Genomic DNA, 26798 nt, shown 5'->3' on the forward strand with positions numbered 1-26798 from the left:
TGGTTTCAGGAAGGGGAAACAGCATGGCGGCCATGAAGCCGCGGACGGGCGACGGCCCGCTCGAGGTGACCAAGGAGGGGCGGGGCATCGTCATGCGCGTTCCGCTCGAAGGCGGTGGACGGCTTGTGGTCGAGCTGACCCCGGACGAGGCCGAGGCGCTCGGTGACGCTCTTAAGAAGGTCGTCGGCTGATTCAGCGGGCTTGACCCCCAATCTGCCACCGCCCCGGGCCGGTACTCACGTACCGGCCCGGGGCGGAGTAGTTTTCGGACCCGCGTTTCCGGACCCGCGCACGCGGCCGGAAGGAAACTTCGGTGGGCGCCCTCGGTGAGGCGTTACGCCCGCTTCACGGCGCAGAGCAGCCCGTCGCCCACCGGCAGCAGCGACCCGACGAGCTCCTGGCTCTCGCGTACGGTCCGCAGCAGGTCGCGCAGCCGCAGCACCTCGGCGGGCTGGACGCCGGAGTCGACCGTACGGCCGTCGGCGAAGACCCCCTCGAAGCAGACGATTCCGCCGGGCCGCAGCAGGCGCAACGATTCAGCGAGGTAGTCCAGGGACTCCGTCCGGTCGCCGTCGCAGAACACCAGGTCGTATCCGCCGTCGGCCAGCCGCGGCAGTACGTCCAGGGCGCGCCCGGGGATGAAGCGCGCCCGGTTCCCGGCGAAGCCCGCCGCGCGGAACGCCTGCTTGGCGAACTGCTGGCGGTCCGCCTCGGGGTCGACGGTGGTCAGCACGCCGTCCGGCCGCAGGCCCTGCAGCAGATAGATCCCGGAGACGCCGGTTCCGGTGCCGATCTCGGCGACCGCCTTCGCGTCGGCGGTGGCAGCGAGCAGGCGCAGCGCGGCGCCGGTTCCCGGGGACACCGAAGGCAGCCCTGCCTCCCGGGACCGCTCGCGGGCCCAGCGCAGCGCGTCGTCCTCGGCGACAAAGGCGTCGGCGAACGCCCAGCTCGTCTGCCGGTTGGCGGTAATGGCCCTCTCCTGTCCCCGTAGTTGGCGCGCACGGGTGACTGTATCCGCTGCACCCGGGAACCCGCAGATGGGACCGGGCGTTATGAAGGGCGGGGGGATACATGGACGAGACGGCCGAGTACGGAATCCCGGTCCCCGAGCGGTCCGGGAAGCAGCGTGGTTCGAGGGACACGAAGCCAGTCCCAAATGCGCGTAAAGATTCTTATCCGGAGCTAACGGGCGAGGTGGTTATGGTAGGGGCTCCGCTGGACACCACCAGAGCCGACAGGGGAGGTGCGGCTGCGCCTGTGGATCGGGGAGGAGTGCTCCGGCGCTTTCTCAGGTCGGCGGGTGAGCCGAAATCCGTGACCTACACCGCTGACCGTTCCAACGCCGCAGACTCCGCAGCCACCGCGACCTTCGCCGACGCGGATTCCCCGGCGTGGACCCCTCCCACCTGGGAGGAGATCGTCAGCACGCACAGCGGCCGCGTCTACCGCCTCGCCTACCGCCTGACGGGCAACCAGCACGACGCCGAGGACCTCACCCAAGAAGTCTTCGTCCGCGTCTTCCGCTCGCTGTCGACCTACACACCGGGCACGTTCGAGGGCTGGCTGCACCGGATCACCACCAACCTCTTCCTGGACATGGTCCGCCGCCGCCAGCGCATCCGCTTCGACGCCCTGGGCGACGACGCGGCCGAGCGCCTCCCCAGCCGCGACCCGTCCCCCCAGCAGGTCTTCAACGACGCGCACTTCGACGCCGACGTCCAGCAGGCGCTGGACACGCTCGCGCCCGAGTTCCGCGCCGCCGTCGTGCTCTGCGACATCGAGGGACTGTCGTACGAGGAGATCGCCGCCACCCTCGGCGTGAAGCTCGGCACCGTGCGCAGCCGGATCCACCGCGGCCGCTCGCATCTGCGCAAGGCCCTCCAGCACCGCTCGCCCGAAGCTCGCGCCGAGCAGCAGCGTGCCCTCGCGGGGGTGGCGCACGGCGCCCCGGGGGCGGTCGGAGAGGGGACCGCGTGACCGGCACCAGTCCCACCCCCGCCGAGCAGCATCTGGGGGACCGCCTCGCCGCCCTGGTCGACGGCGAGCTCAGCCATGACGCGCGCGAGCGCGTCCTGTCGCATCTGGCCACCTGTCCCAAGTGCAAGGCCGAGGCCGACGCGCAGCGCCGCGTCAAGAGCGTCTTCGCGCAGACGGCACCGCCCGCCCCCTCCGAGGGCCTGCTGGCCCGGCTCCAGGGGCTGCCCGGGGGACCCGGAGGTGACGACGACGGTCGGGGACCATTCGGCGGGGGCCGCCTTGCCGACGGGGTCTTCTCGCCCGGAGCCCTGAGCGATCCGCGCGACCCGGTCGGGGGCTTCGGCTATGTACCCGGCGGGGCCCATGCGGCCGTCCTCGGCGGAGGGCTGCCCGGTCGGGGCTTCCGGATCCACGAAGTGGCCCGCCCCGAGGAGCGTTCGGGCTCGCCGTGGCGCGGGCGCAGGATCGCCTTCGCCGCCGCCAGCGCGGTCTCCCTCGCGGCGATCGCGCTCGGCGGCGCGGTCCCGTCGGACTCGGGGGCGGAAACCTCGGCCCGGGGCGAGGGCTCGGGCAGCAATGTCACCCCGCTGCGGGACCAGCGTCCGTCGGCCGGTCCGTCCTCGGGGACACCCCTGTCCGTGAATTCGGAGCGCAGACGGGGCGGCGCGGCGAGCGCACCGGTGGCCCCCGAGTCCACGGCGCCGGTCCCGATGGGTCTGGCCGGGTTGAACGGAGTCCCGTCCCAGCCGTCCTCTCAGCAGTTCGGCAACTCGTTCCGTGCCGCTCTGCTGAGCAGTTCGTCCTTGCCTCCGCTGATACGTCCGGCGGTCGCCACCCTGGCAGTGCGGCCGGTCTCACCGCTGTCCGCGCTCTCCGGCGCGACCCCGTCCGCTCCGCCGACGCATCTGGCGGCTCCCCGGCACTGACCGTGCCCTGCGCTCCTCCCGGCAAACCTGGTTGAATCCCTGGGAGGGGTGCCCCTGGGGGCACGCAGGACAGTTGCGGGGAGAGCATGAACGACGGGAAACCCACCGGGCCCAAGGCGAGATGGTGGAGCCGTCCCACCCCGCGCGGGGACGGCTCCGCGGCAGAGGAGACATACGACTTGGCTCCGCCGGAGGCGCCTGTGGCTTCGGTCCCGGGTGCGCCGGTGGCGCCGGGTGCGCAGGATGTACCGGTTGCCGGGGTGCCGGAAGGTTCCGGCGACGGGGAGGTGCCGTACTCGCTCGCTCCTGGGGAGCCCGTCGAGGACGAGTCCGCGTATCGGCTCGCGCCGCCCGCGCCGGCCGAGCCCGCCCAAGAGCCCGCTTCGGCCGGTGGGCCCGCCCACGACCCCGCCCGGCCCGAGGGCCCCGTGCCGCCTCGGCAGCCCTTGCACGCTCCCGACCCGTACGGGACGCCGCCGTACGGCGGGCCGGGCCCGTGGGCGCCCGCGCCGCCCGTCCAGCGTCCCGCGCCGGCCGCAGGGGCTGTCCCGCCCCAGGGGGCGTACCCGGCACCGGAGGCCCCGGCCCCGTACCCGGCACCGGAGGCCCCTGCCTCGTACCCCGTACCGGAAAGCGTGCCGCCGGTGCCGCCTTCGTCCCAGTGGGTGCAGTACGACCCCTGGGGCGCGGCCGGGCAGCCGCTGAGCACGGCCGGGGTGCCGGAGAAGCGGAAGCCGCGGCGTGGGGCGCTCGTCCTCGGGGCCGTCGCCCTCGCGCTGGTCGCGGGCGGCATCGGCGGCGGGGTCGGCGCGTACATCGAGCGCACCGGTGCCACGCACGTCGATCTGCCGCAGGCCGGCAAAGGCCCCACCGGGCGGGCGCCCGACAGCGTCGCCGGGATCGCCGCGAGCGCCCTGCCGGGCGTGGTCACGCTGCACGTCAGCGGGGAGAGCGAGTCCGGCACCGGCACCGGCTTCGTGCTGGACAACGCCGGGCACATCCTCACCAACAACCACGTCGTGGAGCCCGCGGGCGCGTCCGGCGACATCAGCGTGACGTTCAGCGGCGGCGAGACCGCCCGCGCCACGGTGGTCGGCCGGGACTCCGGGTACGACCTCGCCGTGGTCCGCGTCACCGGCGTCTCCGGGCTGAAGCCGCTGCCGCTCGGCAACTCCGACAACGTCCAGGTCGGTGACCCGGTGGTGGCCATCGGCGCCCCGTTCGACCTCTCCAACACCGTCACCTCGGGCATCATCAGCGCCAAGGAGCGCCCGATCACCGCGGGCGGCGAGAAGGGCGACGGCAGCGACGTCAGCTATGTCGACGCGCTCCAGACCGACGCCCCGATAAACCCGGGCAACTCGGGCGGCCCCCTGCTCGACTCGCGGGCCCACGTCGTCGGCATCAACAGCGCGATCCGCGCCGCGGGCAAGAGCGACGGCGGCGGCCAGGGCGGCTCCATCGGCCTGGGCTTCGCGATCCCGGTCAACCAGGGCAGGCGGGTCGCCGAGGAGCTGATCAACACCGGCAAGGCCACCCACCCGGTCATCGGCGTGACCCTCGACATGAAGTTCACCGGCGACGGCGCCCGGGTCGGTGCCAAAGCCGCCGACGGCAAGCCGTCCGTGACCCCCGGCGGCCCCGGCGCCACCGCGGGCATCAAGCCCGAGGACGTGATCACCAAGGTCGACGGCCAGCGGGTGCACAGCGCCGAGGAGCTGATCGTCAAGATCCGCTCGCACCGCCCCGGCGACCGCCTGGAGCTGACGCTCAAGCGCGGCGGCGGGGAGCAGCGGCTGACCCTCACGCTCGGCTCCGCCACGTCCTGACCTGCTCCTCCTCTGCGCCTGACGCGCGCCTGGCGTTCCCCTCGGCCGCCCGCCACGGCCCGCCACGGTTCGCCCCTCTGGTCACCTATCGGTCACCAGAGGGGCAAGCGGCGGCCAAAGGTCACCGGGTAGGTACCGTTTCGACAGTTTCGGCGGGTACCGTGGAGCGGTCCATGACTGGACCGGGAGCAGAGCCACGAGGAGCAGCTAGGTGTTCAACGACATAGGGCCCATGGAGCTCGTCACCCTCGTGGTTCTCGCTGTGCTCGTCTTCGGCCCGGACAAGCTGCCCAAGCTGATCCAGGACGTCTCGGGGTTCATCCGCAAGATCCGCAGCTTCTCGGAGAGCGCCAAGGCGGACATCCGTTCCGAACTCGGCCCGGAGTTCAAGGACTTCGAGTTCGAGGACCTGAACCCGAAGACGTTCGTACGCAAGCAGCTCATGGACAACGACGACCTGGGTCTCAAGGAGATCCGCAACAGCTTCGACCTGCGCAAGGACATGGAAGAGGTCGCGGACGCGGTGCACGGCCGCGAGAGCGCGCCCACCGGGTCCGGCACGCCCACGACGGCCGCCAACGGCTCGGCCGCGGGTGTGTCGGGTACGCCCGACCTGCTCAAGAAGCGCGAGAAGCTCGACCCCGGCGAGCGCCCCCCGTACGACGCCGACGCGACCTGACACAACCCCCCGGGTTTCGTACAGGACGTCAATCTGAGCCACGTCCGCACCGTCATTCCCGGTGGGCGGGACCGGGGTGGCTATCCTCCATAGGTCCGGCAGCCAGGACGCCCGAGGGGGGCGGGCCGCTCCGGACACCTACGGATCGAGGAGGCGGCCGGGCAGTGGAGACGACGAGTCGGGTAGCGGCACAGGGGTCCACCGAGGACACCCCGTCCACACCGGAAGGGGTGCCGGCGGCCCGGCGTGCGGTCGACGGCTATCTGCGGGCGCCGTTCGCCTGGTACGGCCTGGACGAGGCCTTCAGCGGGCCGCGCTGGCTGATGCAGGTGGCCACGGCGGCCGACGGCACCGTGCAGCACGGGTCCACCGGCCACGGCGACGAGCCGTCGATACGGCCCGACGCGGCCGACCGCTCCGCCGCCGACCGCGAGCGCTTCGCGGTGGTTGTGAGCGTGCCCGCCAACCCCACGCGCCGCAGCGGCGACGGTACGGGAGTGCTGGAGGCCACCTCGGTCTCCTCCGCGGCCTGGCTGGCCGGGTCCGGGCTGCTCGCCTTCACCTGGCCCGCCCAGATGGACCACGTGCTGCGCGGCGACTGGCTGGACCAGCAGACCGAGGCGGCGTGGGAGCTGGCGGACGATCTGGCCGGGCCGGACTGGACGACGCTGTCGTTGCCGGTCGACGGGGTCGCCACGCCGTTCCACTACCGGGAGTCCGAGTTCGGGTGGGTGCTGGCCGGCTCCGCCGGAGGTGGGGTGCATCTGGGTGCGTACGGGCGTGGGTTGAGCGCGTATGGGCTCGGGTTCGCCGTGGTCAAGGACATCACGTCGTACGCGTAGCGCTCCGCTGGGGTGGCCAGGTGTTCGTCTGCGGACCGTGGTGGGCTGGTCGTGCCCACGCGGCGGAGCCGCAAATGTCACAGCCCCGCGCCCCTTGGTAGTCCGGGCCCAGGCATACGTAAGGGGCGCCCGGCAACTGTGGGCGCCCCTTACGCGTGTCCGCTGCCTAGAACTTATTGCGCGGCGTGATCCCCAGCGACATGCCCGACAGGCCACGCTGGCGGCCGCCGAGCTTGCCCGCGATCGCTCGCAGCGCGGCGCCCGCCGGGGAGTCGGGGTCGGAGAGGACGACCGGCTTGCCGTCGTCGCCGCCCTCGCGCAGGCGGACGTCGATCGGGATCGAGCCGAGCACCGGCACGTTCGTGCCGGTCGTCTTGGTCAGGCCCTCCGCGACCTTCTCGCCGCCGCCCGTACCGAACACGTCGACCATCTCGTCGCAGTGCGGGCAGGGCAGGCCCGCCATGTTCTCGACGACGCCGACGATCTTCTGGTGGGTCTGGACCGCGATCGAGCCTGCCCGCTCGGCCACCTCGGCGGCCGCCTGCTGGGGGGTCGTGACGACCAGGATCTCCGCGTTCGGGACCAGCTGGGCCACCGAGATGGCGATGTCGCCGGTGCCCGGGGGCAGGTCGAGCAGGAGGACGTCCAGGTCGCCCCAGTAGACGTCGGCCAGGAACTGCTGGAGGGCGCGGTGGAGCATCGGTCCGCGCCATACGACCGGGGCGTTGCCGGGGGTGAACATACCGATGGAGATGACCTTCACACCGTTCGCCGACGGCGGCATGATCATGTTCTCGACCTGGGTGGGACGGCCGTCCACGCCCAGCATGCGGGGCACCGAGTGCCCGTAGATGTCGGCGTCGACGACACCGACCTTCAGCCCGTCCGCCGCCATCGCCGCGGCGAGGTTCACCGTCACCGAGGACTTGCCGACGCCGCCCTTGCCGGACGCCACCGCGTAGACCCGGGTCAGCGAGCCGGGCTTGGCGAAGGGCACCTCGCGCTCGGCGGTGCCGCCGCGCAGCGATGTCGCGAGCTCCTTGCGCTGTTCGTCGCTCATCACGTCGAGCGTGACGTCGACGCGCGTGACGCCTTCGACCCGCTCGACTGCCTCGGTCACGTTCTTCGTGATCGTGTCGCGCATCGGGCAGCCGGAGACGGTCAGGTACACCGTGACCGCGACCGCCCCGTCCGTCCCGATCTCGACCGTCTTGACCATGCCGAGCTCAGTGATCGGTCGGTGGATCTCTGGGTCGTTCACTGTCGCCAGTGCCTCGCGCACCGCGTCATCCGTAACCATATGGAGATGGTACGGCGCCGGGTCCCGCCCGCGGAAAGCCCTAACGGCGGTCTGATTCGTCACTTCCGTGAGGGGCCTCCAGCGGGAATACGACCCGCCGGTCCTCCATCTCCTTGATCATGTCCTGCAGTTCCGAGCGGATCCAGTCCCGGGTGGCGACCTCGCCGAGGCCCATCCGCAGGGCCGCGATCTCCCGCGTCAGGTACTCGGTGTCCGCGATGGAGCGCTCGTTGGACTTGCGGTCCTGCTCCAGGTTGACCCGGTCGCGGTCGTCCTGCCGGTTCTGCGCGAGCAGGATCAGCGGGGCCGCGTACGAGGCCTGGAGGGACAGGGCGAGGGTCAGGAAGATGAACGGGTACTCGTCGAAGCGCACCGACGCCGGCGCGAAGATGTTCCAGACCACCCACAGGATGATGACCAGGGTCATCCAGACGATGAACCGCCCGGTCCCCAGGAAGCGGGCGATCTTCTCGGAGAAGCGGCCGAACGCCTCCGGGTCGTACTCGGGCAGCAGCCGCGGCCGCGGGGCGCGCGGCTGGTCGAGGCGGCCGCGCGGGCCACGCGCCACGGCGCTCGCCCCCGCCGCGCGCGTGCGCTCGCGCTCCTCGGTGCGGTCAGCCATGCGAGCCCCCCTCGGCGGCGTGGAACTCCGCCTCGCGCCAGTCCTCGGGCAGCAGGTGGTCCAGGACGTCGTCGACGGTGACCGCGCCGAGCAGCGAGCCGCTGTCGTCGACGACGGGCGCGGCGACCATGTTGTACGCGGCGAGGAACGCGGTCACGGCGGGCAGCGGGGTCTGCGGGGACAGCGGCGGCAGGTCGTTGTCCACGATCGAGGAGACCAGGGTGAACGGCGGGTCCCGCAGCAGCCGCTGGAAGTGCACCGTGCCCAGGTACTTGCCGGTCGGCGTCTCGTCGGGCGGCCGGCACACGTACACCTGCGCGGCCAGCGCGGGCGAGAGGTCCTGCTGGCGTACGCGCGCGAGGGCGTCCGCGACCGTGGCGTCCGGGCGCAGCACGATCGGCTCGGTGGTCATCAGACCGCCCGCGGTGCGCTCCTCGTAACTGAGCAGCCGGCGCACGTCCGCCGCGTCGTCCGGCTGCATCAGGGTCAGCAGCCGCTCCTTGTCCTCCTCGGGCAGCTCGGAGAGGAGGTCGGCGGCGTCGTCCGGGTCCATCGCCTCCAGGACGTCGGCGGCCCGCTCGTCCTTCAGCTTGCCGAGGATCTCCACCTGGTCGTCGTCCGGCAGCTCCTCCATCACGTCCGCGAGCCGGTCGTCGTCGAGGGCCGCGGCCACTTCGCCGCGGCGCTTGGGGGAGAGGTGGTGCAGCACGTTGGCGAGGTCGGCGGGGCGCAGCTGCTCGAAGGTGGCGAGCAGGCTCTCGGCGCCCTGGCCGTGCTCCTCCAGGGAGAAGCCGGTGACCGCGGACCACTCGACGGTCAGGGTCTCGCCCTTGCGCCGCAGGGCGCCGCCCTTGCCGCGCCGCACGAAGACCTTGTCGATCTCCCAGTCGCGGCGGGCGGGCAGCTGCTGGACGGCCACGTCCAGGACCGTCACCTCCTCGCCGCTCTCGACGAGAGTGACCCGGCGGTCCAGGAGCTCGCCCAGGACCAGCCGCTCGGTGGGGCGCTGCTCGAAGCGGCGCAGGTTGACGACGCCGGTGGTGATGACCTGGCCGGACTCGACGCCGGTGACCCGGGTCATCGGCAGGAAGATCAGCCGGCGGCCGGCCACCTCGACGACGACGCCGAGCAGCCGGGGCGGGCGGCGGCCGACCCGGAGTATGGCCACCAGGTCGCGTACCCGGCCCACCTGGTCGCCGTTGGGGTCGAAGACGGCGACGCCGGAGAGGTGCGAAACGAAGATCCGGGGGGCGCCTGCCGCCATGCTGAGCGCCTCCTCTTGGGCGTGATCCGACCTTTTCGTGGCCTGAAATGGCGCTGAATATCTGATTCAGGCTAGCCGGTGACCATCCGGTGCGCCTTTGAGGGGCGTCCGTACGGCTCTCTGCCGGGCAGCGTAGACGGCCCGGGTAGGGTGCGGTCTGCCGACCCCGACTTCGCGCCCCCCACCTCGCGCGCCCCGACGAAAGGCCGTGTGCCGGTGACCACTCGCTCCCTGTCCGTACGGGCCCGCCGGGCCGCGCTCCCCGTCGCGCTCTGCGCGGGGCTCGCCACGGCCGTCACGGCGTGCTCCTCGGACCCGGACGAGGGCACCAACGGCGTCGGCAAGCTCTCCGCCACCGATATCGAGGGCAAGGCGCGCACGGCCGCGGACGGCGCCGACGCGGTGCACCTCAGCGGCACGCTGGTCAGCAAGGGCGGCTCGTACAAGATCGACATGCGGCTGAAGGGGACCGGCGCCACCGGCACGGTCAGCTCGAAGAGCACCACGTTCGCGCTGCTGCGGGTGGGCGACGAGCTCTATCTGAAGGCCGATGCCGGGTTCTGGTCGCACCGGGACGACAAGGGCTCCGACGACTCGGGGAGCGCGGCGGCGGCGGGCAAGCTCGACGACAAGTACGTCAAGGTGCCCTCGGGCGACCCCTCGTACCAGGAACTGCGCGGCTTCACCGACAAGAGCGCGCTCCTGAAGGGCCTGCTCGGGCTCCAGGGCGAGCTCTCCAAGGGCGACCGGTCCAAGGTCGGCGAGGTGGGCACCATCCGCGTCAAGGCGGGCAAGGACGGCGAGGGCGGCACGCTCGACGTCTCGCTCCAAGGCACCCCGTACCCCCTGCGCTTCGAGCGCGCGGGCGGTGCGGGCGTGCTCGAACTCGGCGACTGGAACCAGGACTTCGCCCTCGCGGCCCCGTCGAAGGACGCGACGGTCGACTACGGGAGCCGGCTCCCGAAGAGGTAGGGCCTGTCCGCTCAGCCGCGCTTGCGCTTCCGCTTCAGCAGCAGCCTCGGCAGTGCCGCCGGGATCGGGTGGCGGGTGGTGGCCGGGGTCTCGACGGGGCGGGCCGCCAGCGAGCCTTCGGGCATCTCGGTGTGGACCTCGACCGGCGCCAGGCACAACACCCGACACTCCCGCGCCCAGCGGCCCGTCACCGCCTCGCCGTCCGGCGCGTTCAGCCGCTTGGCCTTCAGCTCGGCGGCCACCGTCTCCCACAGCTCGCCGTGATGGGAGTCCCCCCTGTCCGAGCGCAGTCGAGAACTTGGGGGAGCGACCTCGCTCACCGCGGCCGTCCAGGTCACCAGGCGGCCGCCCTTGTCCTTGCTGCGGACGGTCACCTCGGCGGTGCCGCCGTCGGCCAGGCCCTCCAGTGGCTGTTCGCCCGGCCCGCCGCCCACGACATAGGCGGCGCCGTCGTGCCAGACGTGCCACAGCGCGCGGTCGGCGGTCCCGGTGCCCCGCACCCAGATCAGCCCGGACTTCTTGGTGGCCTCCTCGACGAGGGCCCGGTCGAGCAGCGCAGGTGTCATGGGGCCACTTTATGGGACGGCCGGGACGCGGTCGGCGGTGTTGTCCACAGCATGGACCGACAGTTCCGTAAATATGTTTAGCGCCTTACGCTCTTGCCGTGCCCACCACCACCGCGCCCGCCACCCCGGCCCTGACGACCGCTCCGGCCGTCCCCCGGGTGGACTTCGCGCTGCTCGCCGTCGCCATCGCCAGTGTGTCGCTCTCCGCGCCGCTCATCGCCGCGACGGCGGCCCCCGCGCTTGCCATCGCGTTCTGGCGCAACGCCATGGCCGTCGGGGCGCTCACCCCGCTGGCCGCGCTCAAGTACCGGGCGCAGCTGCGCGGGCTGACCCGGCGCGAGGTGGGCCTCGCGGTCGCCGCCGGGGCGCTGCTCGCGCTGCACTTCGGGCTGTGGCTGCCGAGCCTGCGGATGACGTCGGTGGCGTCCTCGACCGCGCTGTGCACCACCACACCGATCTGGACCACCATCGCGCTGCGCCTGCGCGGCCACCGCCCGCCCGCCATGGTGTGGGCCGGGACGCTGGTCGCCTGCGCGGGCGTGGTGATGCTCACCGGCGTCGACATGACCACCTCGCCGCGCGCCCTCGCCGGTGACGCGCTCGCGCTCGGCGGCGGCATCGCGGCCGCCGGGTACGTGCTGCTCGGCGCCGAGGTCCGGCGGACCGTGGACACGGTCCCGTACACGTACCTCTGTTACGGGACGGCCGCCGCCGGGCTGCTCGCCGCCTGTCTGGCGAGCGGCGCGGACCTCACCTCGTACTCGGGAGTGACCTGGGCCAAGCTGGCCGCGCTCACCGTCGCCGCCCAGCTGCTCGGCCACTCCCTGCTCAACCGGGTGGTGCGGGGCCTGGGGGCGTCCGTGACGTCCACGGCGATCCTCCTGGAGACGCCGGGCGCCGCCCTCATCGCGGCGCTCTGGCTGGGCCAGCAGCCGCCCGCGCTCGCCTGGCCCGCCCTTGTGGTGATCCTCGCCGGGCTCGCGCTCGTCGTCAGAGCCAACCGTTCCGCTTGAGCGTGCGGTGGATGACGAGGCAGCTTCCGGCGATGGCGGCCAGCACGAGCGGGTAGCCGTACTTCCAGTGCAGCTCCGGCATGTGGTCGAAGTTCATGCCGTACACCCCGCACACCATCGTCGGTACGGCGATGATCGCCGCCCATGAGGTGATCTTGCGCATGTCCTCGTTCTGCGCGAACGACGCCTGCGCCAGATTGGCCTGGAGGATCGAGTTCAGGAGCTCGTCGAAGCCGACGACGTGCTCCTGCACGCGCGCGAGGTGGTCGGCGACGTCGCGGAAGTACTTCTGGATGTCCGGGTCGACCAGCCGCATCGGCCGCTCGCTGAGCAGCTGCATCGGCCGCAGCAGCGGCGAGACCGCCCGCTTGAACTCCAGGACCTCGCGCTTGAGTTGGTAGATCCGCCCGGCGTCCGTGCCGCGCGGGCTGCCCTTGGACGGGGCCGAGAAGACATCGATCTCGACCTCGTCGATGTCGTCCTGCATCGCGTCCACGACCGCCAGATACCCGTCGACCACCTGGTCCGCGATGGCGTGCAGCACGGCCGAGGGGCCCTTGGCGAGCAGTTCGGGGTCGTCCTGGAGGCGCTTGCGCAGCGCCCGCAGCGAACCCTGGCCGCCGTGCCGGACGGTGATCACGAAGTCCCGCCCGGTGAAGCACATGACCTCGCCGGTCTCCACGACCTCGCTGGTCGCGGTGAGTTCGGCGTGCTCCACGTAGTGGACCGTCTTGAAGACGGTGAAGAGCGTGTCGTCGTACCGCTCCAGCTTGGGCCGCTGGTGGGCGTGGACCGCGTCCTCCACGGCCAGCGGGTGCAGCCCGAACTCGGCCGCGATACCGGCGAATTCGGCCTCGGTCGGCTCGTGCAGCCCGATCCAGGCGAACCCGCCGTCCTCCCGGACGCGCCGCATCGCCTCGCGCGGCGACAGGCACGAGTCGGCCTGGGTGCGCAGCCCGTCGCGGTAGACCGCGCAGTCGACGACCGCGCTGCTCGCGGAGGGGTCACGGGTGGGGTCGTACGAGTTGTACGGGGCGGTGCTCTTGCGCAGCGACGGACGCAGGGAGGGGCGGACCGCGGCGCGCAGGTCACGAATCATGGACATGGCAGGACTCCTTCACGGAGGGGCCGCCGGGCGGGCGTGGCACTGCCCGGAATGGGGACGTGACGCGACGACTTCGACATCTGCGTACGTCCGCAAAGCGGGCGGCACCGCGAGTGCGGTGACGGCGTTCGCTACTGAAACGGACTGGGCGAGGCGATGTGCTCTTCCGTCGTGCGAAATGCCATGAGACTCAGAGGTTTCCCGGTGAGGCGTCCGGGTAGGGAGGTCTCGATCACAGGGAACAACGAAGGCGCACGGAAGAGCGGTTGGTACTGCCAGGCCGACTTCGATCCATCGCAGCCCCACCTCCTCCGGCCGGTCCCCCGTGAGGGACTTCCTGCTGCCCTGAACAGCGGCCAAGACTATCAGCCGACGCAAGTGTCAAGTCCGTACTTTGCTCGTTCGATACGGCTTCTATGCTCAACTCATGGTTGATGTTCTTGCTCTCGTCGAGGCCAGGCTGCGCACCGCCCTCGGTGAACCGGACGCGCGCGCCGCGGTGACCTTCCTCGGTACGGAACGCATCGAGGTGCTGCGCTTCGCCGACGGGGACATCGTCCGCTACGCCACGCTCGGCATGTCGGCCCAGCCCATGACCGACCCGGCCGCCGCCCTCGCCGACCCGGTCAAGGGCCCGCGCGCCGAGCTGGTCCTGTCCGTACGGGCCGGGCTCGCCGACACCGACCAGGTGCTGCGGCCGCTCGCCGTCCTCGCCTCGACCCCGCAGGTCGAGGGCGTGATCGTGGCCCCCGGCGCCTCGCTCGACATCGGGGAACCGCTGTGGCCCGGGGCGCCGTTCAGCTCGGTCCTGGTCGCGGAGCCGGGCGGGCTCGTCGAGGACCTGGAGCTCGACGACCCGATGGACCCGGTCCGCTTCCTGCCGCTGCTGCCGATGACGACCAACGAGGCCGCCTGGAAGCGGGTGCGCGGGGCGCAGGAGCTGGAGGAGCGCTGGCTGGCGAACGGGACGGACCTGCGGGATCCGCTGCGCGGCTCTGTGCGGCTGGATTGAGCGTTCCGCCGCAGTCGGTCGGCTGCGGGCCGGTGGGGGCCGGTCGCGCAGTTCCCCGCGCCCCTATAAGGGCGCGATCGCCTCGTCGCCACACGCCGGACGGGTGATCGTCCTTGACGCGGCGCGGGACGGGGAGGACCGTGGGCATTTATGAGGGGCGAACCCAGTTGCCCGAAGTGCGGAGGCCGGGTCAGGGCGCCCGGTCTCTTTGCCGACTCCTGGCAGTGCGATGTGCACGGGACGGTGCATCCGCTGCAGCCGGTGGTTCCCCCGAGCGTCGAGGCGCTCGGCGTCGTGGTGCACCGGGCGAAGGTGCCCATCTGGATGCCGTGGCCGCTGCCGATCGGCTGGCTGTTCACGGGCGTGGCGTGCGCGGGCGACGACCGCAGCGGCGGGCGTGCGACCGCCGTGGCCTGCTCCGGCCCCGGCCCGCTGGGCGGCATCGGTGAGCTGCTGCTCGTCGCGGAGGAGCTGGGCGTCGGCCTCGGCGCGCGGTACGCGGGCATCGACGGCCCCGACCCCGGCCCGTACATGAGCGTAGACAAGCCGCCGCAGGCCAAGGTCCTCGCCGCCGGGCGCCCCACCCCCCTGTGGCACGTGACCGGTACGCCCGACGACCGCGCGGTCTTCGCGGGCGAGGCGCGCGGGCTGTGGCTGTGGGCGATCCTCTGGCCCGAGCAGTCGGGTCTGCTGCTCTACGACGAGCTGGTCCTCACCGATCTGCGCGACGCGGGCGCCGAGGTCGAGCTGGTGCCGTGCGGGGCGCTGTCGCCGCGGATCCTGTCGTGACGGGCGCGGGGCGACGCGCCCCGAGTGCGGTGACCGCCACACCCGTTGCGGGCGGGACAGGGGCTACGCGCAGTTATCCTTGATTGTCCCCCCTGCCGGTTCTACGCCCTGGAGTCACGCGTGCGCATCGATCTGCACACCCACTCCACGGCCTCCGACGGTACGGACACCCCGGCCGAGCTGGTCCACCATGCGGCCGCCGCCGGTCTCGACGTCATCGCGCTCACCGACCACGACACCACCCGCGGCCACGCCGAGGCGGCCGTCGCGCTCCCCGCGGGCCTGACCCTGGTGACCGGCGCCGAGCTCTCCTGCCGTGTCGACGGCATCGGGCTGCACATGCTGGCGTACCTCTTCGACCCCGAGGAGCCGGAGCTGGCGCGCGAGCGCGAGCTGGTCCGCGACGACCGGGTGCCGCGCGCCCGGGCGATGGTCGCCAAGCTCCAGGAGCTGGGCGTCCCGGTCACCTGGGAGCAGGTGGCGCGGATCGCGGGCGACGGCTCGGTCGGCCGCCCGCACGTCGCCGAGGCGATGGTCGAACTGGGCGTCGTCGGCTCGGTGTCGGAGGCGTTCGTACCGGAGTGGCTGGCGGACGGCGGACGCGCGTACGCCGGCAAGCACGAGCTCGACCCGTTCGACGCGATCCGGCTGGTCAAGGCCGCCGGCGGGGTCACCGTCTTCGCGCACCCGCTCGCCCTCAAGCGCGGCCGGGTCGTGCCCGAGCCGGTCATAGCCGAGCTCGCCTCGGCCGGCCTCGACGGCATCGAGGTCGACCACACGGACCACGACGCGCCCACGCGCGCGAGGCTGCGGGGACTGGCCGCCGAGCTCGGTCTGCTGACCACCGGCTCCAGCGACTACCACGGCAGCCGCAAGGCCGTGCGGCTCGGGGAGTGCACCACCGACCCCGAGATCTACGGCGAGATCACCCGCCGTGCGACGGGCGCGTTCCCCGTCCCGGGCGCGGGCGGAACCGGCCGCTGAGCGCTCCGCGAGGAGGGCGGTTCATTCGGCTGCGGGTTGTCTGTGGCTGGTCGCGCAGTTCTCCGCGCCCCTTGAGGGGCGCCGGTACCGCACCGGCCTTCCACAAGTCCGCCAAGCCCCGGCCCCTTCGCTTTTCCTCCCCAGAGGACTCCGCCATGCGGGGTCCCCCCTTCCCCGTACACCCCTCCTCCTGCAAGGCACCACCGTGTTCGACGCTGCCGTCTTCGGCTCCCTGTTCCTCACTCTTTTCGTCATCATGGATCCCCCCGGGATCACACCGATCTTCCTCGCGCTCACCTCCGGCCGCCCCGCCAAGGTGCAGCGCAAGATGGCGTGGCAAGCCGCGGCCGTGGCCCTCGGTGTGATCACCGTGTTCGGTCTGGTGGGCCACCAGATCCTGGAGTATCTGCACATCGACGTCCCCGCGCTGATGATCGCGGGTGGTCTGCTGCTCCTGCTCATCGCGCTCGACCTGCTCACCGGCAAGATGGAGGAGCCGAAGCAGACCAAGGACGTCAACGTGGCGCTGGTGCCGCTCGGCATGCCGCTGCTCGCCGGGCCCGGCGCGATCGTCCAGGTGATCCTCGCGGTCCAGAACCACGACACGTTCTCCGGGCAGGTCGCCGTGTGGACCGCGATCCTCGCGATGCACATCGTGCTCTGGCTGGTCATGCGGTACTCGCTGCTGATCATCCGGGTGATCAAGGACGGCGGTGTGGTCCTGGTGACGCGGCTCGCGGGCATGATGCTCTCCGCGCTCGCGGTGCAGCAGATCATCAACGGCATCACCCAGGTGATCCACAGCACCTGACCTGCCTCGGGGCGTGAGCCCGAGCCCGTCCGCCGCAGCAAAAAGCGCCCCCGTGCACCGTCGATCGGTGCGGGGGCGCTTCGGCTTGCCGCGTAGAAGATCCTTACGCGTTACGAAGCCGAGCTTTCGAGCGGGCGGATGTAGATGCGCTGGCCGATTGCGGCGGCCTGCTGCACGATCCGGTTGACGGAGGCGGCGTCCACGACGGTGCTGTCCACGGCGGAGCCGTCGACGTCGTTGAGGCGCATGATTTCGAAGCGCATGGCTTCTCCCTTCGTCTGATCCTCCTGAAGGAGAACTACTGGTGCGGGGTGGCGCGGCTTCAGCCTGCACCCTCACGGAGTCCGGACGGTTGCCCGCCCGTTACGACTGTTCAACGGGTTGCCCTTGGCAAACATTCCCTACGCTAAGGAAATTTTTTCACGAGCTAAATACTGGCAGGTAAGGCACCGGTTGTGTGGGATCGCTCACGCCACGGAGAATGGGGGGCAATGAGCGAAGCAGGCGACATCCCAGGCATCCCCGACGGCCCGAGCGCGGGCAACCCCCGCGACCCGGGCAGGTCCGTCGCGTCCGACATCGGGGCGCAACTGGAGCACACCAACCAGCTGCTGCGGCGGATGCTGGCCGAGGTGGCCAAGACGCCCTCCACGCACGCGATCTTCGTGGACGCGGGCTATGTGTACGCGGCGGCGGGCCTCCTGGTCGCCGGGACGGAGGACCGCCGGTCCTTCGACCTCGACGCCGAGGGGCTGATCGAGGCCTTCATCGACAAGGCGCGCACGATCTTCGCGGACAGCCGGCTGCTCCGCGTGTACTGGTACGACGGCGCACGCCGGCGCATCCACACCTCCGAGCAGCAGTCGATCGCCGAGCTGCCGGACGTGAAGGTCCGCCTCGGCAACCTCAACGCCAACAACCAGCAGAAGGGCGTCGACTCACTGATCCGCTCCGACCTGGAGTCCCTCGCCCGGCACCGCGCCATCAGCGACGCGGCGCTCATCGGCGGCGACGAGGACCTGGTCTCGGCGGTCGAGGCGGCGCAGGGGTACGGCGCCCGGGTCCACCTCTGGGGCATCGAGGCGGCGGAGGGGCGCAACCAGGCGGAGCCGCTGCTGTGGGAGGTCGACAGCCAGCGCACCTTCGACCTGGACTTCTGCAAGCCGTACGTCACACGGCGGCCGGTGACGATGTACGAGGACAGCGGGCCGACGCCGACGCGGGACGACGTGCGGTTCGTGGGCGCGCAGATCGCCGCGACCTGGCTCTCCGAGCGAGGCAGGGCGGCCCTGGCGCAGCTGCTGCCGGGCCACCCGTATCTGCCCGGCCCGGTCGACCAGGACCTCCTGGTCGAGGCGGAACGGCTGCTCCAGCGGTCGCTGCGCGGGCACGCGGATCTGCGGCGGGCGCTGCGGGACGGGTTCTGGCAGCACTTGCAGTCGCAGTACTAGGCGCTCCGCGAGGAGGGCGGTCCATCCGTCTGCGGGCAGCCCCCACCGGGCCGCAGCCGAACAATCAACGCCGCCAGAACTCCGTCAGGGCCGTCGCCAGCTCCTCGGGGTGCGTGACATTGGGGGAGTGGTCCGCGCCCGCGATCACCGTGTGGCGGGCGTCGGTGTCGCGGGCCAGTGCCGCCAGTTCCTCGACCGTCCACACCGACTCCCCGTCCCCGTACGCGATGTGCAGCGGCAGGGGGAGCGCGGCGATGTTCTCGGTCCGGTCCGGTTCCGTCCTCAACTGCCGCCCGGCGGCGATGAGTTGGCCCGGCCGGGTGTTGAACCACCGCTGCCGCAGGAACGCGGCGATGTCCGGGGTGTCCGGCTCGTACGCGGGATCGCGGCTGTCCAGCCACCGCGTCGCCGCCCACACCGCCGCCGGGGGCAGCACGGGCAGGGCGGCCCGCAGCAGCCGGATCTTGGCCCGCTGCTCCGGACCGACATGGCCCGGCCCCGACGACAGCAGCGTCAGCGACCGGAAGGACCGCGGGGCGACGCGGGCGGCCGAGCGGGCCACCAGACCGCCGAAGGAGTGGCCGACGAGGTGCACGGGCCCGTCGCCGAGCGCCGCCGCCTGCGCGATCACGTCCTCGGCGAGGGTGCGGGGCGTGTACCCGGCCGCGCCGCGCGGCCCGGGGCTCTCGTGCTGGCCCCGCCCGTCGACCGCCACCGCCCGGTACCCGGCCCGGCCGAGCGGCTCCAGGAGCGCGAGGAAGTCCTCCTTGCTCCCGGTGAAGCCGGGCAGCAGCAGCGCGGTGCCGAGCGCGGGCCCGACGGGTTCGGCGTCGAGCACGGCGAAGCTGCCGCGGGGCGTTCGCAGCGGGTACGCGCGCGTGCCCGAAGGCAGGACCAGGGAGCGGGGCTTGCTCATATGCCGAGCGTAACGGGGGTGTGCGGGGTCCGGAGCGCCGGGCCGCACGGGGCGGCCCGGACGCACTTCGGCCCGGCACCCCCGTAGGGATGCCGGGCCGAAGTGCGGTGTGCTTACGCCTCGGGCGCCGCGACCTTGCGGGCGCGCGTGCGGCGGGGCTTAGGCTCGGCCTCGGCCTCGGTCGCCTCGGGGGCGGCCTCCGCCGTCTTCTTGGCGCGCGTACGACGCGGCTTGGGCTCGGCGGGGACCGACGCGTCGGCCTCGACGGCGACTGCCTTCTTGCGCGTACGAGCCGGCTTCGTGGCGGCCTCCGCCGCCTTCGCCGCGGCGATCTCCAGCGCGGCCGACTCCGGGGTCATAAAGCCGACCTCGGCCGACTCGGCCACCTTGCGGGTGCGCCGACGCGGCTTCGCGGGCGCCTCGACGACGGCCTCGACGACCGGCGCCGCGACCTTGCGGGTGCGGCGACGCGGGGCCGCCACCGGCTCGGCGACGGGCTCGGCCACCGCGACCGGCTCGGCCGGGGCCGGGACGACGGGCGCCTCGACGACGGCCGCGACGGCCTTGCGGGCCCGGGTGCGGCGCGGCTTGGGCTCGGCCTCCACCACGGTCTCCACCACGGCCTCGGCGACCGGCACGGCGACCGGCTCGGCCACGGCCACCGCGGCGGCGACGGTCTCGGTGGCCGGGGCCGCCTCCACCGGGGCCACCCGGGTGCGGCGGCGACGGCGCGGGGTGCGCGGCTCGGTGTCCGCGGCGGCCGGCTCGGCCGGCTCCGTGGCCACCGGCGCCGGAGCGTCCGCCTCGACCGTCGAGCCGTTACGGGTGCGGCGGCGCTGGCGGGGGGTGCGGGTGCGCTCGGGGCGCTCCTCGGTCACGACCGGGGCCGCGGACTTGCGGCCGCGGCCGCCCGTCTCGCCCAGGTCTTCGAGCTGCTCGGCCGCGAGACCGGCGCGGGTGCGCTCGCCACGCGGCAGGACACCCTTGGTGCCCGCCGGGATGTTCAGCTCCTCGAACAGGTGCGGGGACGTGGAGTACGTCTCGACCGGGTCGGGGAACTTCAGGTCCAGCGCCTTGTTGATCAGCTGCCAGCGCGGGATGTCGTCCCAGTCGACCAGCGTGATCGCGATGCCCTTCTTGCCCGCGCGGCCGGTGCGGCCGATGCGGTGGAGGTAGGTCTTCTCTTCCTCCGGCGACTGGTAGTTGATGACGTGCGTCACGCCCTCGACGTCGATGCCGCGGGCGGCGACGTCGGTGCAGACCAGCACGTCGACCTTGCCGTTGCGGAAGGCGCGCAGCGCCTGCTCACGGGCGCCCTGGCCGAGGTCGCCGTGGACCGCGCCGGAGGCGAAGCCGCGCTTGGCGAGCTGCTCGGCGATGTCGGCGGCCGTCCGCTTCGTACGGCAGAAGATCATCGCGAGTCCGCGGCCCTCGGCCTGCAGGATGCGCGCGACCATCTCCGGCTTGTCCATGGAGTGGGCGCGGTAGACGAACTGCGCCGTGTTGGCGACGGTCGTGCCCTCGTCGTCCGGCGAGGTGGCGCTGATGTGCGTGGGCTGCGACATATAGCGACGGGCGAGACCGATGACGGCGCCCGGCATGGTCGCCGAGAACAGCATGGTCTGGCGCTTCGCCGGAAGCATGTTGATGATCTTCTCGACGTCGGGCAGGAAGCCCAGGTCGAGCATCTCGTCGGCCTCGTCGAGCACCAGCACGCGCACGTGGGAGAGGTCCAGCTTGCGCTGGCCCGCCAGGTCGAGCAGTCGGCCCGGGGTGCCGACGATGACGTCGACGCCCTTCTTGAGCGCCTCGACCTGCGGCTCGTACGCCCGGCCGCCGTAGATGGCGAGCACGCGGACGTTACGGACCTTGCCGGCGGTGAGCAGGTCGTTGGTGACCTGGGTGCACAGCTCGCGGGTGGGGACGACGACGAGCGCCTGCGGGGCGTCGGTGAGCTGCTCGGGCTTGGCCCGGCCCGCCTCGACGTCCGCGGGGACGGTGACGCGCTCCAGGATCGGCAGACCGAAGCCGAGCGTCTTGCCGGTGCCGGTCTTGGCCTGGCCGATCACGTCGGATCCGGAGAGCGCGACGGGGAGCGTCATCTCCTGGATGGGGAAGGGGGACACGATGCCGACGGCTTCGAGGGCCTCGGCGGTCTCGGGAAGGATCCCGAGCTCTCGGAACGTAGTCAGGGTGCTGCCTCTTCTGTGAGACGCGGTACGCAGGCGAACGCGGCGGGTCGTACCGTGCCGGGTACATCCGGCCGGAGTCGGGATATCGACCGGGTCGGGTGGCGCGGGACCACTGCCGTCGCTCAAGCGCTCGTGCCGCTGAGGGTCCCTCATCTGCGGTTACGCACTGTCACGTGCCGCACTGGAGGGCTGTCGGGTCGGAGCCGACCGGGCGACCGACCGGGCATCCTCATTCATCAAGCCGCCCGCCGAATACATGATCCTCGGCAGGCTCATTACCACTGTACCCCGGATTCGCGCATGTGTGTTGGGCGAATTCCCGGGAACCGGTCGGACGCTCTGGCTGACCAGGCCCTTCCCCCTTGCCGTGAGCGGGCTATTGTGCGCTCCATGGAGACGCCTGACAACGCCAACGCGGCCGGAACCGAAGCCGACGCGCCCACCGCCGAAAACGCCGAGAACGCCGAAAACACAGTGGAACCCACCGGGATCGCCGCCCAGGACTGGGCGACGGCCTCCGCCGAGCCGCAGTACCGGGCCGCCGTGGTGGATCTGCTCGGCGCGCTCGCGTACGGCGAGCTGGCGGCCTTCGAGCGCCTCGCCGACGACGCCAAGCTGGCGCCCTCGCTCGCCGACAAGGCGGAGCTGGCGAAGATGGCCTCGGCCGAGTTCCACCATTTCGAGCGGCTGCGCGACCGCCTCGCGGAGATCGACGCGGAGCCGACGGCCGCGATGGAGCCGTTCGCCAAGGCGCTGGACGACTTCCACCACCAGACCGCGCCGTCGGACTGGCTGGAGGGCCTGGTCAAGGCGTACGTGGGCGACTCGATCGCCAGTGACTTCTACCGCGAGGTGGCGGCCCGGCTCGACTCGGACACGCGCGGCCTGGTGCTCGCGGTCCTCGACGACACCGGGCACGGCAACTTCGCGGTGGAGAAGGTGCGCGCCGCGATCGAGGCCGACCCGCGGGTGGGCGGCCGCCTCGCGCTGTGGGCGCGCCGGCTGATGGGCGAGGCGCTCTCGCAGGCCCAGCGCGTGGTCGCGGAGCGTGACGCGTTGTCGACGATGCTGGTCGGCGGCATGGCGGACGGCTTCGACCTGGCCGCGGTCGGCGAGATGTTCACCCGGATCACCAAGGCCCACACCAAGCGCATGGCCGCGCTGGGCCTGGCGGCCTAGGGCTTCTGTCCGGCGGGGTGCCGCCTACGCCGCTGAGCGGCGCAGGCGGCCCGCCGGGCGCAACAGCAGGGACAGTGCGACCACCGCGATGAATGTGGCGCCCACGACCGTCGTCACCGCGTGGCCCGGGCCGACCGCCGAGTGGGTCAGGAAGGCACCGAACAGGGCGCCGAGCGTGCCCACCGCGAAAACGGTCCGGCGCTCGGGCAGGCGGTGTGGCAGACGGGACGCGGCAGTCCAGGCGAGGGCGATTCCGAGAGTTACGGAGCCGAGCGCTTCCAGGAGCATGTGCGTCCCTCCCGCGGTGTGACCGGGCGATTCAAGGTCACAGCCGTCCTACCCGACGCTCGCGGAGCGCAACCCTCCCCTCACCGTGTGGAGCACAGCGAAGGCACAGCCCGGACACAGCGGAGCGGCCCGGCGGTCGATGACCGCCGGGCCGCTCCCCTGCCACGTGCTCTACGGGCTACAGCTGGCCGAAGCCCACCCGGCGAACCGTCGGCTCGCCGATCTCCACGTACGCGATCTTGTCGGCCGGCACCAGGACCTTGCGGCCCTTGTCGTCCTGGAGGCTGAGCAGCTGCGCCTTGCCGGCGAGGGCGTCGGCTACCGCGCTCTCGACCTCCTCGGCGGACTGCCCGCTCTCCAGAACGATCTCCCGGGGCGCGTGCTGCACGCCGATCTTGACCTCCACGGCTATGTCCCTCCGACGGTCTGCGGTGCGCGGTCAGCCGCGCCGTACCCCGCACACATTAGCCCGGAGAGGGGACCCGGACGGGCGCGGCGCCGCACGCTACGAGCGAACACCCGCACCCCGCAAGCGCTGTTCAGTGGCCCTCGGAGCCGTGCAGCGGGAAGCCCGCGATGCCGCGCCAGGCCAGCGAGGTGAGCAGCTGCACCGCCTTCTCGCGGGGGATCGTCGACTCGCTGGAGAGCCAGTAGCGGGCGACCACCTGGGAGACCCCGCCGAGGCCGACGGCCAGCAGCATCGACTCGTCCTTGGAGAGGCCGGTGTCCCCGGCGATCACGGCCGAGATGGCCTCGGCGCACTGGAGGCTGACCCGCTCGACGCGCTCGCGCACGGCGGGCTCGTTGGTCAGGTCGGACTCGAAGACGAGGCGGAACGCGCCGCCCTCGTCCTCCACGTACGCGAAGTAGGCGTCCATCGTCGCGGCGACGCGCAGCTTGTTGTCGCTGGTGGAGGCGAGCGCCGTGCGCACCGCCAGGAGCAGTGCCTCGCAGTGCTGGTCGAGCAGCGCGAGGTACAGGTCCAGCTTTCCGGGGAAGTGCTGGTAGAGGACCGGCTTGGAGACGCCGGCCCGCTCCGCGATGTCGTCCATCGCGGCCGAGTGGTACCCCTGTGCGACGAAGACTTCCTGGGCCGCGCCCAGAAGCTGATTGCGGCGGGCCCGGCGGGGCAGGCGCGTGCCTCGCGGGCGCGCTGCCTCGGTCTGCTCGATGGCTGTCACGCCGCCTCCCAAAAATTGATGCTCGTGCGCGATGTACGCGCGCCGCCATCGTACTTTTGGGTAACCCGGCTGTGCGCGGTGCGCACGCAGAATTTCACGGACCGGACGCACTGGGTAGCCGGAGATACGCCTGGTTATCCGAACAAATCAGCGGTAGTCGTCCTCGTCGATGGTGACCACGCGGGCCTGCTCGGCCACGTCGGCCACGTTTGCCGCGTCCGTGTCGGCATCGGCGAACGTGTCGTCGTGCTCCTGCCGTACATCGGTGCGCTGCTCGGCCGCGTCCGCTTCGGGTGTCTCCTCGGCGAGCTCCACGGCGTCGTCTTCTTCCTCGAACACTTCGGGATCACTGGGGTCGACGGGCATGATTGCTCCCTTTTGGAGGGCTTGATTACGAGCCTATGGGCTAGCTCTGCGCACCGCTATGCGGTCTGTGACGGCGAACACATGAACCACGGTGTGATCGTCTCGTAACATTGCCCGCATGTCTTCGACCGAGCTGCCGGAAACCCTCGCCGCCGCTGTCGCTCCGGTTCCCCGGGTGGGCGCGGTCCGGGTGGCGCCCGGTGAGGAGCTGCGCTCGGTGAGTCTGCCCGGGCTGACGCTGAACATCCGCGCCCGTCCGAGTGCGAGATCCGGTCTCGACCCCGCCCTGTTCGTGCACGGGCTCGGCGGCTCCTCGCAGAACTGGTCCGCCCTGATGCCGCTGCTGGCCGACACGGTGGACTGCGAGGCCGTGGACCTGCCCGGCTTCGGGGACTCCGCGCCGCCGGACGACGGCGACTACTCGGTCACCGGCCACGCGCGCGCGGTGATCCGGCTGCTCGACTCGGCCGGGCGCGGCCCCGTCCACCTCTTCGGGAACTCGCTGGGCGGCGCCGTCACCACCCGGGTCGCCGCGGTCCGCCCGGACCTCGTCCGCACCCTCACCCTGATCTCGCCCGCGCTCCCCGAGCTCCGCGCCCAGCGCACCGCCTGGCCGACGGCCCTGCTCGCGGTACCGGGCGTTGCCTCGCTGTTCACGCGGATGACCAGGGACTGGACGGCCGAGGACCGTACGCGTGGGGTGATGGCCCTCTGCTACGGCGACCCGGGCCGGGTGAGCCCCGAAGCGTTCCGGGCGGCGGTCGAGGAGATGGAGCGCCGCCTTGAGCTGCCGTACTTCTGGGACGCGATGGTCCGCTCGGCGCGGGGCGTCGTCGACGCGTACACCCTGAGCGGGCAGCACGGGCTCTGGCGGCAGGCCGAGCGGGTGCTCGCCCCGACGCTGCTGGTCTACGGCGGCCGGGACCAGCTGGTCGGCTTCCGGATGGCCCGCAGAGCTGCCGCGGCGTTCCGCGGGTCGAGACTGCTGACCCTGCCCGATGCCGGGCACGTGGCGATGATGGAGTACCCGGAGGTGGTCGCGCAGGCCTTCCGGGACCTGGTCGACGACTGCGGAAACAGGAGCTGATCCGGGGCGTGGGACGACACAGCCGACCCAAGGGCGCCACGGGCACTCCCGAGCCCACCCGTACCGCCGACACCACCGGGCCCGTGCCGGTCGTGGAGGAGGTGCGGACGGCGGGCGGACGACGCCGCGCCGACGGCCCGCCGACCGGCCCGATGCCGCGGATCCGCCCGGTTCAGGGCGACCCCGTCTCCCAGCACCAGGGCGTCGGCACCCCGGCGCACGGCGTGCCCCAGGTGCGCGGCGGCCACCCCGAGCACCACGAGGGCGGGGGCGGCTGGGGCGAGCCCGCCGCGCCGCGCCCCGGCGACTGGCACGGCGCTCCGGCCCAGGCCGGTTCCGGGCCGGGTGTCCGAATACCGGGACCCCGACGCGAGTACATGGACGCCTTCGACGGCGCCGAGTGGACGGACACGGGCTCCCACCGCCGGATGGTCGTGGCCGACACGGGTGCGCAGCGCAGGATCGTTCCCGCGCCCGCCGTGTCGCGGCCGGTGCCCGTGCCCGTGCCCGAGCGGGCCGAACCGGAACCCGAGCAGAAGACCGCCAAGAAGGGGAAGTCCGCCAAGGGCCGCACCCTCACCGGGATCGCGGCGGCCGCCGTCACCACCGTGCTCGCGGTCGTGGTGGCCGGTCAGGTCACCTCCGACGGCGGCCACGAGACCGGCGCCCGGTCGGCCGACGACAACGGCCGCGCCGGCGACGGGCCCGCCTCCCGCTCCAAGGACCGGGCGACGCCCGAGCAGGCGGCCCCGGCCAAGCCCGTCTCGTACGAGCAGAAGATGGCCCTGCGGTACCCGATCGACCCGAAGCTGAAAGGTTCCGGCGCGTTCGAGGTGGTGCCCGGGTCCGCGGCGGCGCCGGGCAAGGGGCGCAAGTACCGCTACCGGGTGGACATCGAGAAGGGGCTCGACCTGGACGGCGCCCTCTTCGCCGAGGCCGTGCAGAAGACCCTCAACGACGACCGCAGCTGGGCGCACGACGGGGCGAAGACCTTCGAGCGGGTCTCCTCCGGGAAGCCCGACTTCGTCATCACCCTGGCGAGTCCCGGCACCACGGCGGCCTGGTGCGCCAAGTCGGAGCTGGACACCGCCGAGGAGAACGTCTCGTGCGACTCGGCCGCGACCGAGCGCGTGATGATCAACGCGTTCCGCTGGGCGCAGGGCTCCGAGACCTTCGGCGCCCAGGCGATGTACGCGTACCGGCAGATGCTCATCAACCACGAAGTGGGACACCGGCTCGGCCACGGTCATGTGAGCTGTCGCACTCCCGGGGCGCTCGCTCCGGTGATGCAGCAGCAGACCAAGTCCTTGGACATAGACGGGATCAAGTGCCGTCCCAACGCCTGGGTCTACCCGACTGGTTGAGACCAGTCCGGCCCTGCTGTCCACAGTGTGGGACAACTGTCTCAATCTCGGTTGACAGTGGACAGCGGGGCTTTGCATAGTTC

General features: G+C 72.1%; 29 protein-coding genes. 16 read left to right on the plus strand and 13 right to left on the minus strand.

The annotated features are described in order from the left end of the window. Nucleotides 1–23 precede the first annotated feature (23 nt). The gene (locus OG965_RS26410) at nt 24–191 is read left to right on the plus strand and encodes a DUF3117 domain-containing protein (RefSeq protein WP_009997451.1); all 168 of its coding nucleotides are present in this window, start codon (nt 24–26) and stop codon (nt 189–191) included. Nucleotides 192–334: 143 nt separating this feature from the next. Here the strand turns inward: OG965_RS26410 and OG965_RS26415 are convergent, their stop codons facing one another. Then, nucleotides 335–1039 carry an O-methyltransferase gene (locus OG965_RS26415; RefSeq protein ID WP_371657065.1) on the minus strand — a complete coding sequence of 235 codons (705 nt, stop codon included), beginning with the start codon at nt 1037–1039 and terminating at the stop codon, nt 335–337. A 161-nt stretch (nt 1040–1200) separates the two neighbouring features. Here OG965_RS26415 and sigE point away from each other — a divergent pair, with 161 nt between their 5' ends. The 5 genes from sigE to OG965_RS26440 all read left to right on the plus strand — a co-directional run bounded on the left by sigE (nt 1201) and on the right by OG965_RS26440 (nt 6253). Beyond that, on the plus strand, nt 1201–1977 hold the full coding sequence (sigE, locus tag OG965_RS26420; RefSeq protein WP_371654542.1) for an RNA polymerase sigma factor SigE: 777 nt from the start codon (nt 1201–1203) through the stop codon (nt 1975–1977). Next, on the plus strand, nt 1974–2903 hold the full coding sequence (locus OG965_RS26425; protein WP_371654543.1) for a zf-HC2 domain-containing protein: 930 nt from the start codon (nt 1974–1976) through the stop codon (nt 2901–2903). Before sigE ends, OG965_RS26425 begins: the two co-directional genes overlap by 4 nt. 86 nt (nt 2904–2989) lie before the next feature. Further along, complete coding sequence (locus OG965_RS26430; RefSeq protein WP_371654544.1) at nt 2990–4732, plus strand: S1C family serine protease; 1743 nt, start codon at nt 2990–2992, stop codon at nt 4730–4732. Between the two features lie 211 nt (nt 4733–4943). After that, nucleotides 4944–5411, plus strand: a complete 468-nt coding sequence (locus OG965_RS26435) for a sec-independent translocase (protein ID WP_371654545.1) — start codon at nt 4944–4946, stop codon at nt 5409–5411. Nucleotides 5412–5575: 164 nt separating this feature from the next. Continuing rightward, nucleotides 5576–6253, plus strand: coding sequence for a hypothetical protein (locus OG965_RS26440; RefSeq protein ID WP_371654546.1), 678 nt, complete (start codon nt 5576–5578; stop codon nt 6251–6253). Nucleotides 6254–6419: 166 nt separating this feature from the next. Here the strand turns inward: OG965_RS26440 and OG965_RS26445 are convergent, their stop codons facing one another. The 3 genes from OG965_RS26445 to OG965_RS26455 are packed head-to-tail and all read right to left on the minus strand — an operon-like array spanning nt 6420 to nt 9439. Further along, a complete protein-coding gene (locus tag OG965_RS26445) occupies nt 6420–7553 on the minus strand; it encodes an Mrp/NBP35 family ATP-binding protein (protein ID WP_371654547.1) in 1134 nt (377 codons plus the stop codon). A gap of 40 nt (nt 7554–7593) precedes the next feature. Next, nucleotides 7594–8175 (minus strand): DUF1003 domain-containing protein, encoded by a 582-nt coding sequence (locus OG965_RS26450; protein WP_371654548.1) that lies wholly within the window; start codon nt 8173–8175, stop codon nt 7594–7596. Further along, nucleotides 8168–9439 carry a magnesium transporter MgtE N-terminal domain-containing protein gene (locus tag OG965_RS26455; RefSeq protein ID WP_371654549.1) on the minus strand — a complete coding sequence of 424 codons (1272 nt, stop codon included), beginning with the start codon at nt 9437–9439 and terminating at the stop codon, nt 8168–8170. Before OG965_RS26455 ends, OG965_RS26450 begins: the two co-directional genes overlap by 8 nt. A gap of 216 nt (nt 9440–9655) precedes the next feature. Between OG965_RS26455 and OG965_RS26460 the strand changes: the two genes are divergently transcribed. Next, nucleotides 9656–10411, plus strand: coding sequence for a hypothetical protein (locus OG965_RS26460; RefSeq protein WP_371654550.1), 756 nt, complete (start codon nt 9656–9658; stop codon nt 10409–10411). A gap of 11 nt (nt 10412–10422) precedes the next feature. On the opposite strand, the gene OG965_RS26465 is transcribed toward OG965_RS26460, so the two are convergent. Next, nucleotides 10423–10977 carry a hypothetical protein gene (locus OG965_RS26465; protein ID WP_371654551.1) on the minus strand — a complete coding sequence of 185 codons (555 nt, stop codon included), beginning with the start codon at nt 10975–10977 and terminating at the stop codon, nt 10423–10425. 98 nt (nt 10978–11075) lie between these two features. Here OG965_RS26465 and OG965_RS26470 point away from each other — a divergent pair, with 98 nt between their 5' ends. Further along, nucleotides 11076–11990 (plus strand): DMT family transporter, encoded by a 915-nt coding sequence (locus OG965_RS26470; RefSeq protein ID WP_371654552.1) that lies wholly within the window; start codon nt 11076–11078, stop codon nt 11988–11990. Here the strand turns inward: OG965_RS26470 and OG965_RS26475 are convergent. Continuing rightward, nucleotides 11968–13095, minus strand: a complete 1128-nt coding sequence (locus OG965_RS26475) for a magnesium and cobalt transport protein CorA (protein WP_266983330.1) — start codon at nt 13093–13095, stop codon at nt 11968–11970. The genes OG965_RS26470 and OG965_RS26475 overlap by 23 nt on opposite strands. A gap of 427 nt (nt 13096–13522) precedes the next feature. Between OG965_RS26475 and OG965_RS26480 the strand changes: the two genes are divergently transcribed. The 4 genes from OG965_RS26480 (at nt 13523) to OG965_RS26495 (ending at nt 16691) form a co-directional block, all read left to right on the plus strand. Beyond that, nucleotides 13523–14107, plus strand: coding sequence for a suppressor of fused domain protein (locus OG965_RS26480; protein ID WP_371654553.1), 585 nt, complete (start codon nt 13523–13525; stop codon nt 14105–14107). Between the two features lie 150 nt (nt 14108–14257). Then, complete coding sequence (locus tag OG965_RS26485) at nt 14258–14896, plus strand: DUF6758 family protein (protein ID WP_371654554.1); 639 nt, start codon at nt 14258–14260, stop codon at nt 14894–14896. Between the two features lie 120 nt (nt 14897–15016). After that, nucleotides 15017–15880 carry a PHP domain-containing protein gene (locus OG965_RS26490; protein WP_371654555.1) on the plus strand — a complete coding sequence of 288 codons (864 nt, stop codon included), beginning with the start codon at nt 15017–15019 and terminating at the stop codon, nt 15878–15880. Nucleotides 15881–16085: 205 nt separating this feature from the next. Next, nucleotides 16086–16691 (plus strand): MarC family protein, encoded by a 606-nt coding sequence (locus OG965_RS26495; protein WP_371654556.1) that lies wholly within the window; start codon nt 16086–16088, stop codon nt 16689–16691. Between the two features lie 110 nt (nt 16692–16801). On the opposite strand, the gene OG965_RS26500 is transcribed toward OG965_RS26495, so the two are convergent. Beyond that, nucleotides 16802–16954, minus strand: a complete 153-nt coding sequence (locus OG965_RS26500) for a hypothetical protein (protein ID WP_361388447.1) — start codon at nt 16952–16954, stop codon at nt 16802–16804. A 228-nt stretch (nt 16955–17182) separates the two neighbouring features. Between OG965_RS26500 and OG965_RS26505 the strand changes: the two genes are divergently transcribed. Then, nucleotides 17183–18142 (plus strand): NYN domain-containing protein, encoded by a 960-nt coding sequence (locus OG965_RS26505; RefSeq protein ID WP_371654557.1) that lies wholly within the window; start codon nt 17183–17185, stop codon nt 18140–18142. A 64-nt stretch (nt 18143–18206) separates the two neighbouring features. On the opposite strand, the gene OG965_RS26510 is transcribed toward OG965_RS26505, so the two are convergent. Continuing rightward, the gene (locus OG965_RS26510) at nt 18207–19058 is read right to left on the minus strand and encodes an alpha/beta fold hydrolase (RefSeq protein ID WP_371654558.1); all 852 of its coding nucleotides are present in this window, start codon (nt 19056–19058) and stop codon (nt 18207–18209) included. Nucleotides 19059–19171: 113 nt separating this feature from the next. Beyond that, nucleotides 19172–21160: a DEAD/DEAH box helicase gene (locus tag OG965_RS26515; protein ID WP_371654559.1), complete on the minus strand. Its 1989-nt coding sequence runs from the start codon at nt 21158–21160 to the stop codon at nt 19172–19174. Between the two features lie 471 nt (nt 21161–21631). Here OG965_RS26515 and OG965_RS26520 point away from each other — a divergent pair, with 471 nt between their 5' ends. Next, nucleotides 21632–22429 (plus strand): ferritin-like fold-containing protein, encoded by a 798-nt coding sequence (locus tag OG965_RS26520; protein WP_371654560.1) that lies wholly within the window; start codon nt 21632–21634, stop codon nt 22427–22429. Between the two features lie 24 nt (nt 22430–22453). Here OG965_RS26520 and OG965_RS26525 read toward each other — a convergent pair whose 3' ends face one another. From OG965_RS26525 to OG965_RS26540, 4 genes are all read right to left on the minus strand, one after another. Further along, the gene (locus OG965_RS26525; protein ID WP_371654561.1) at nt 22454–22717 is read right to left on the minus strand and encodes a hypothetical protein; all 264 of its coding nucleotides are present in this window, start codon (nt 22715–22717) and stop codon (nt 22454–22456) included. Nucleotides 22718–22895: 178 nt separating this feature from the next. Next, nucleotides 22896–23123 carry a DUF3107 domain-containing protein gene (locus OG965_RS26530; protein WP_101389947.1) on the minus strand — a complete coding sequence of 76 codons (228 nt, stop codon included), beginning with the start codon at nt 23121–23123 and terminating at the stop codon, nt 22896–22898. Nucleotides 23124–23256: 133 nt separating this feature from the next. Beyond that, nucleotides 23257–23898, minus strand: coding sequence for a TetR/AcrR family transcriptional regulator (locus tag OG965_RS26535; protein ID WP_371654562.1), 642 nt, complete (start codon nt 23896–23898; stop codon nt 23257–23259). Nucleotides 23899–24045: 147 nt separating this feature from the next. Continuing rightward, complete coding sequence (locus OG965_RS26540; RefSeq protein ID WP_371654563.1) at nt 24046–24264, minus strand: hypothetical protein; 219 nt, start codon at nt 24262–24264, stop codon at nt 24046–24048. 118 nt (nt 24265–24382) lie between these two features. On the opposite strand from OG965_RS26540, the gene OG965_RS26545 reads away from it, so the two are divergent. Next, a complete protein-coding gene (locus tag OG965_RS26545) occupies nt 24383–25351 on the plus strand; it encodes an alpha/beta fold hydrolase (protein WP_371654564.1) in 969 nt (322 codons plus the stop codon). 8 nt (nt 25352–25359) lie between these two features. After that, on the plus strand, nt 25360–26715 hold the full coding sequence (locus tag OG965_RS26550) for a DUF3152 domain-containing protein (protein ID WP_371654565.1): 1356 nt from the start codon (nt 25360–25362) through the stop codon (nt 26713–26715). The last annotated feature ends 83 nt before the right edge of the window (nt 26716–26798 follow it).

Source organism: Streptomyces sp. NBC_00224 (assembly GCF_041435195.1).
Taxonomy (GTDB): Bacteria; Actinomycetota; Actinomycetes; order Streptomycetales; family Streptomycetaceae; genus Streptomyces.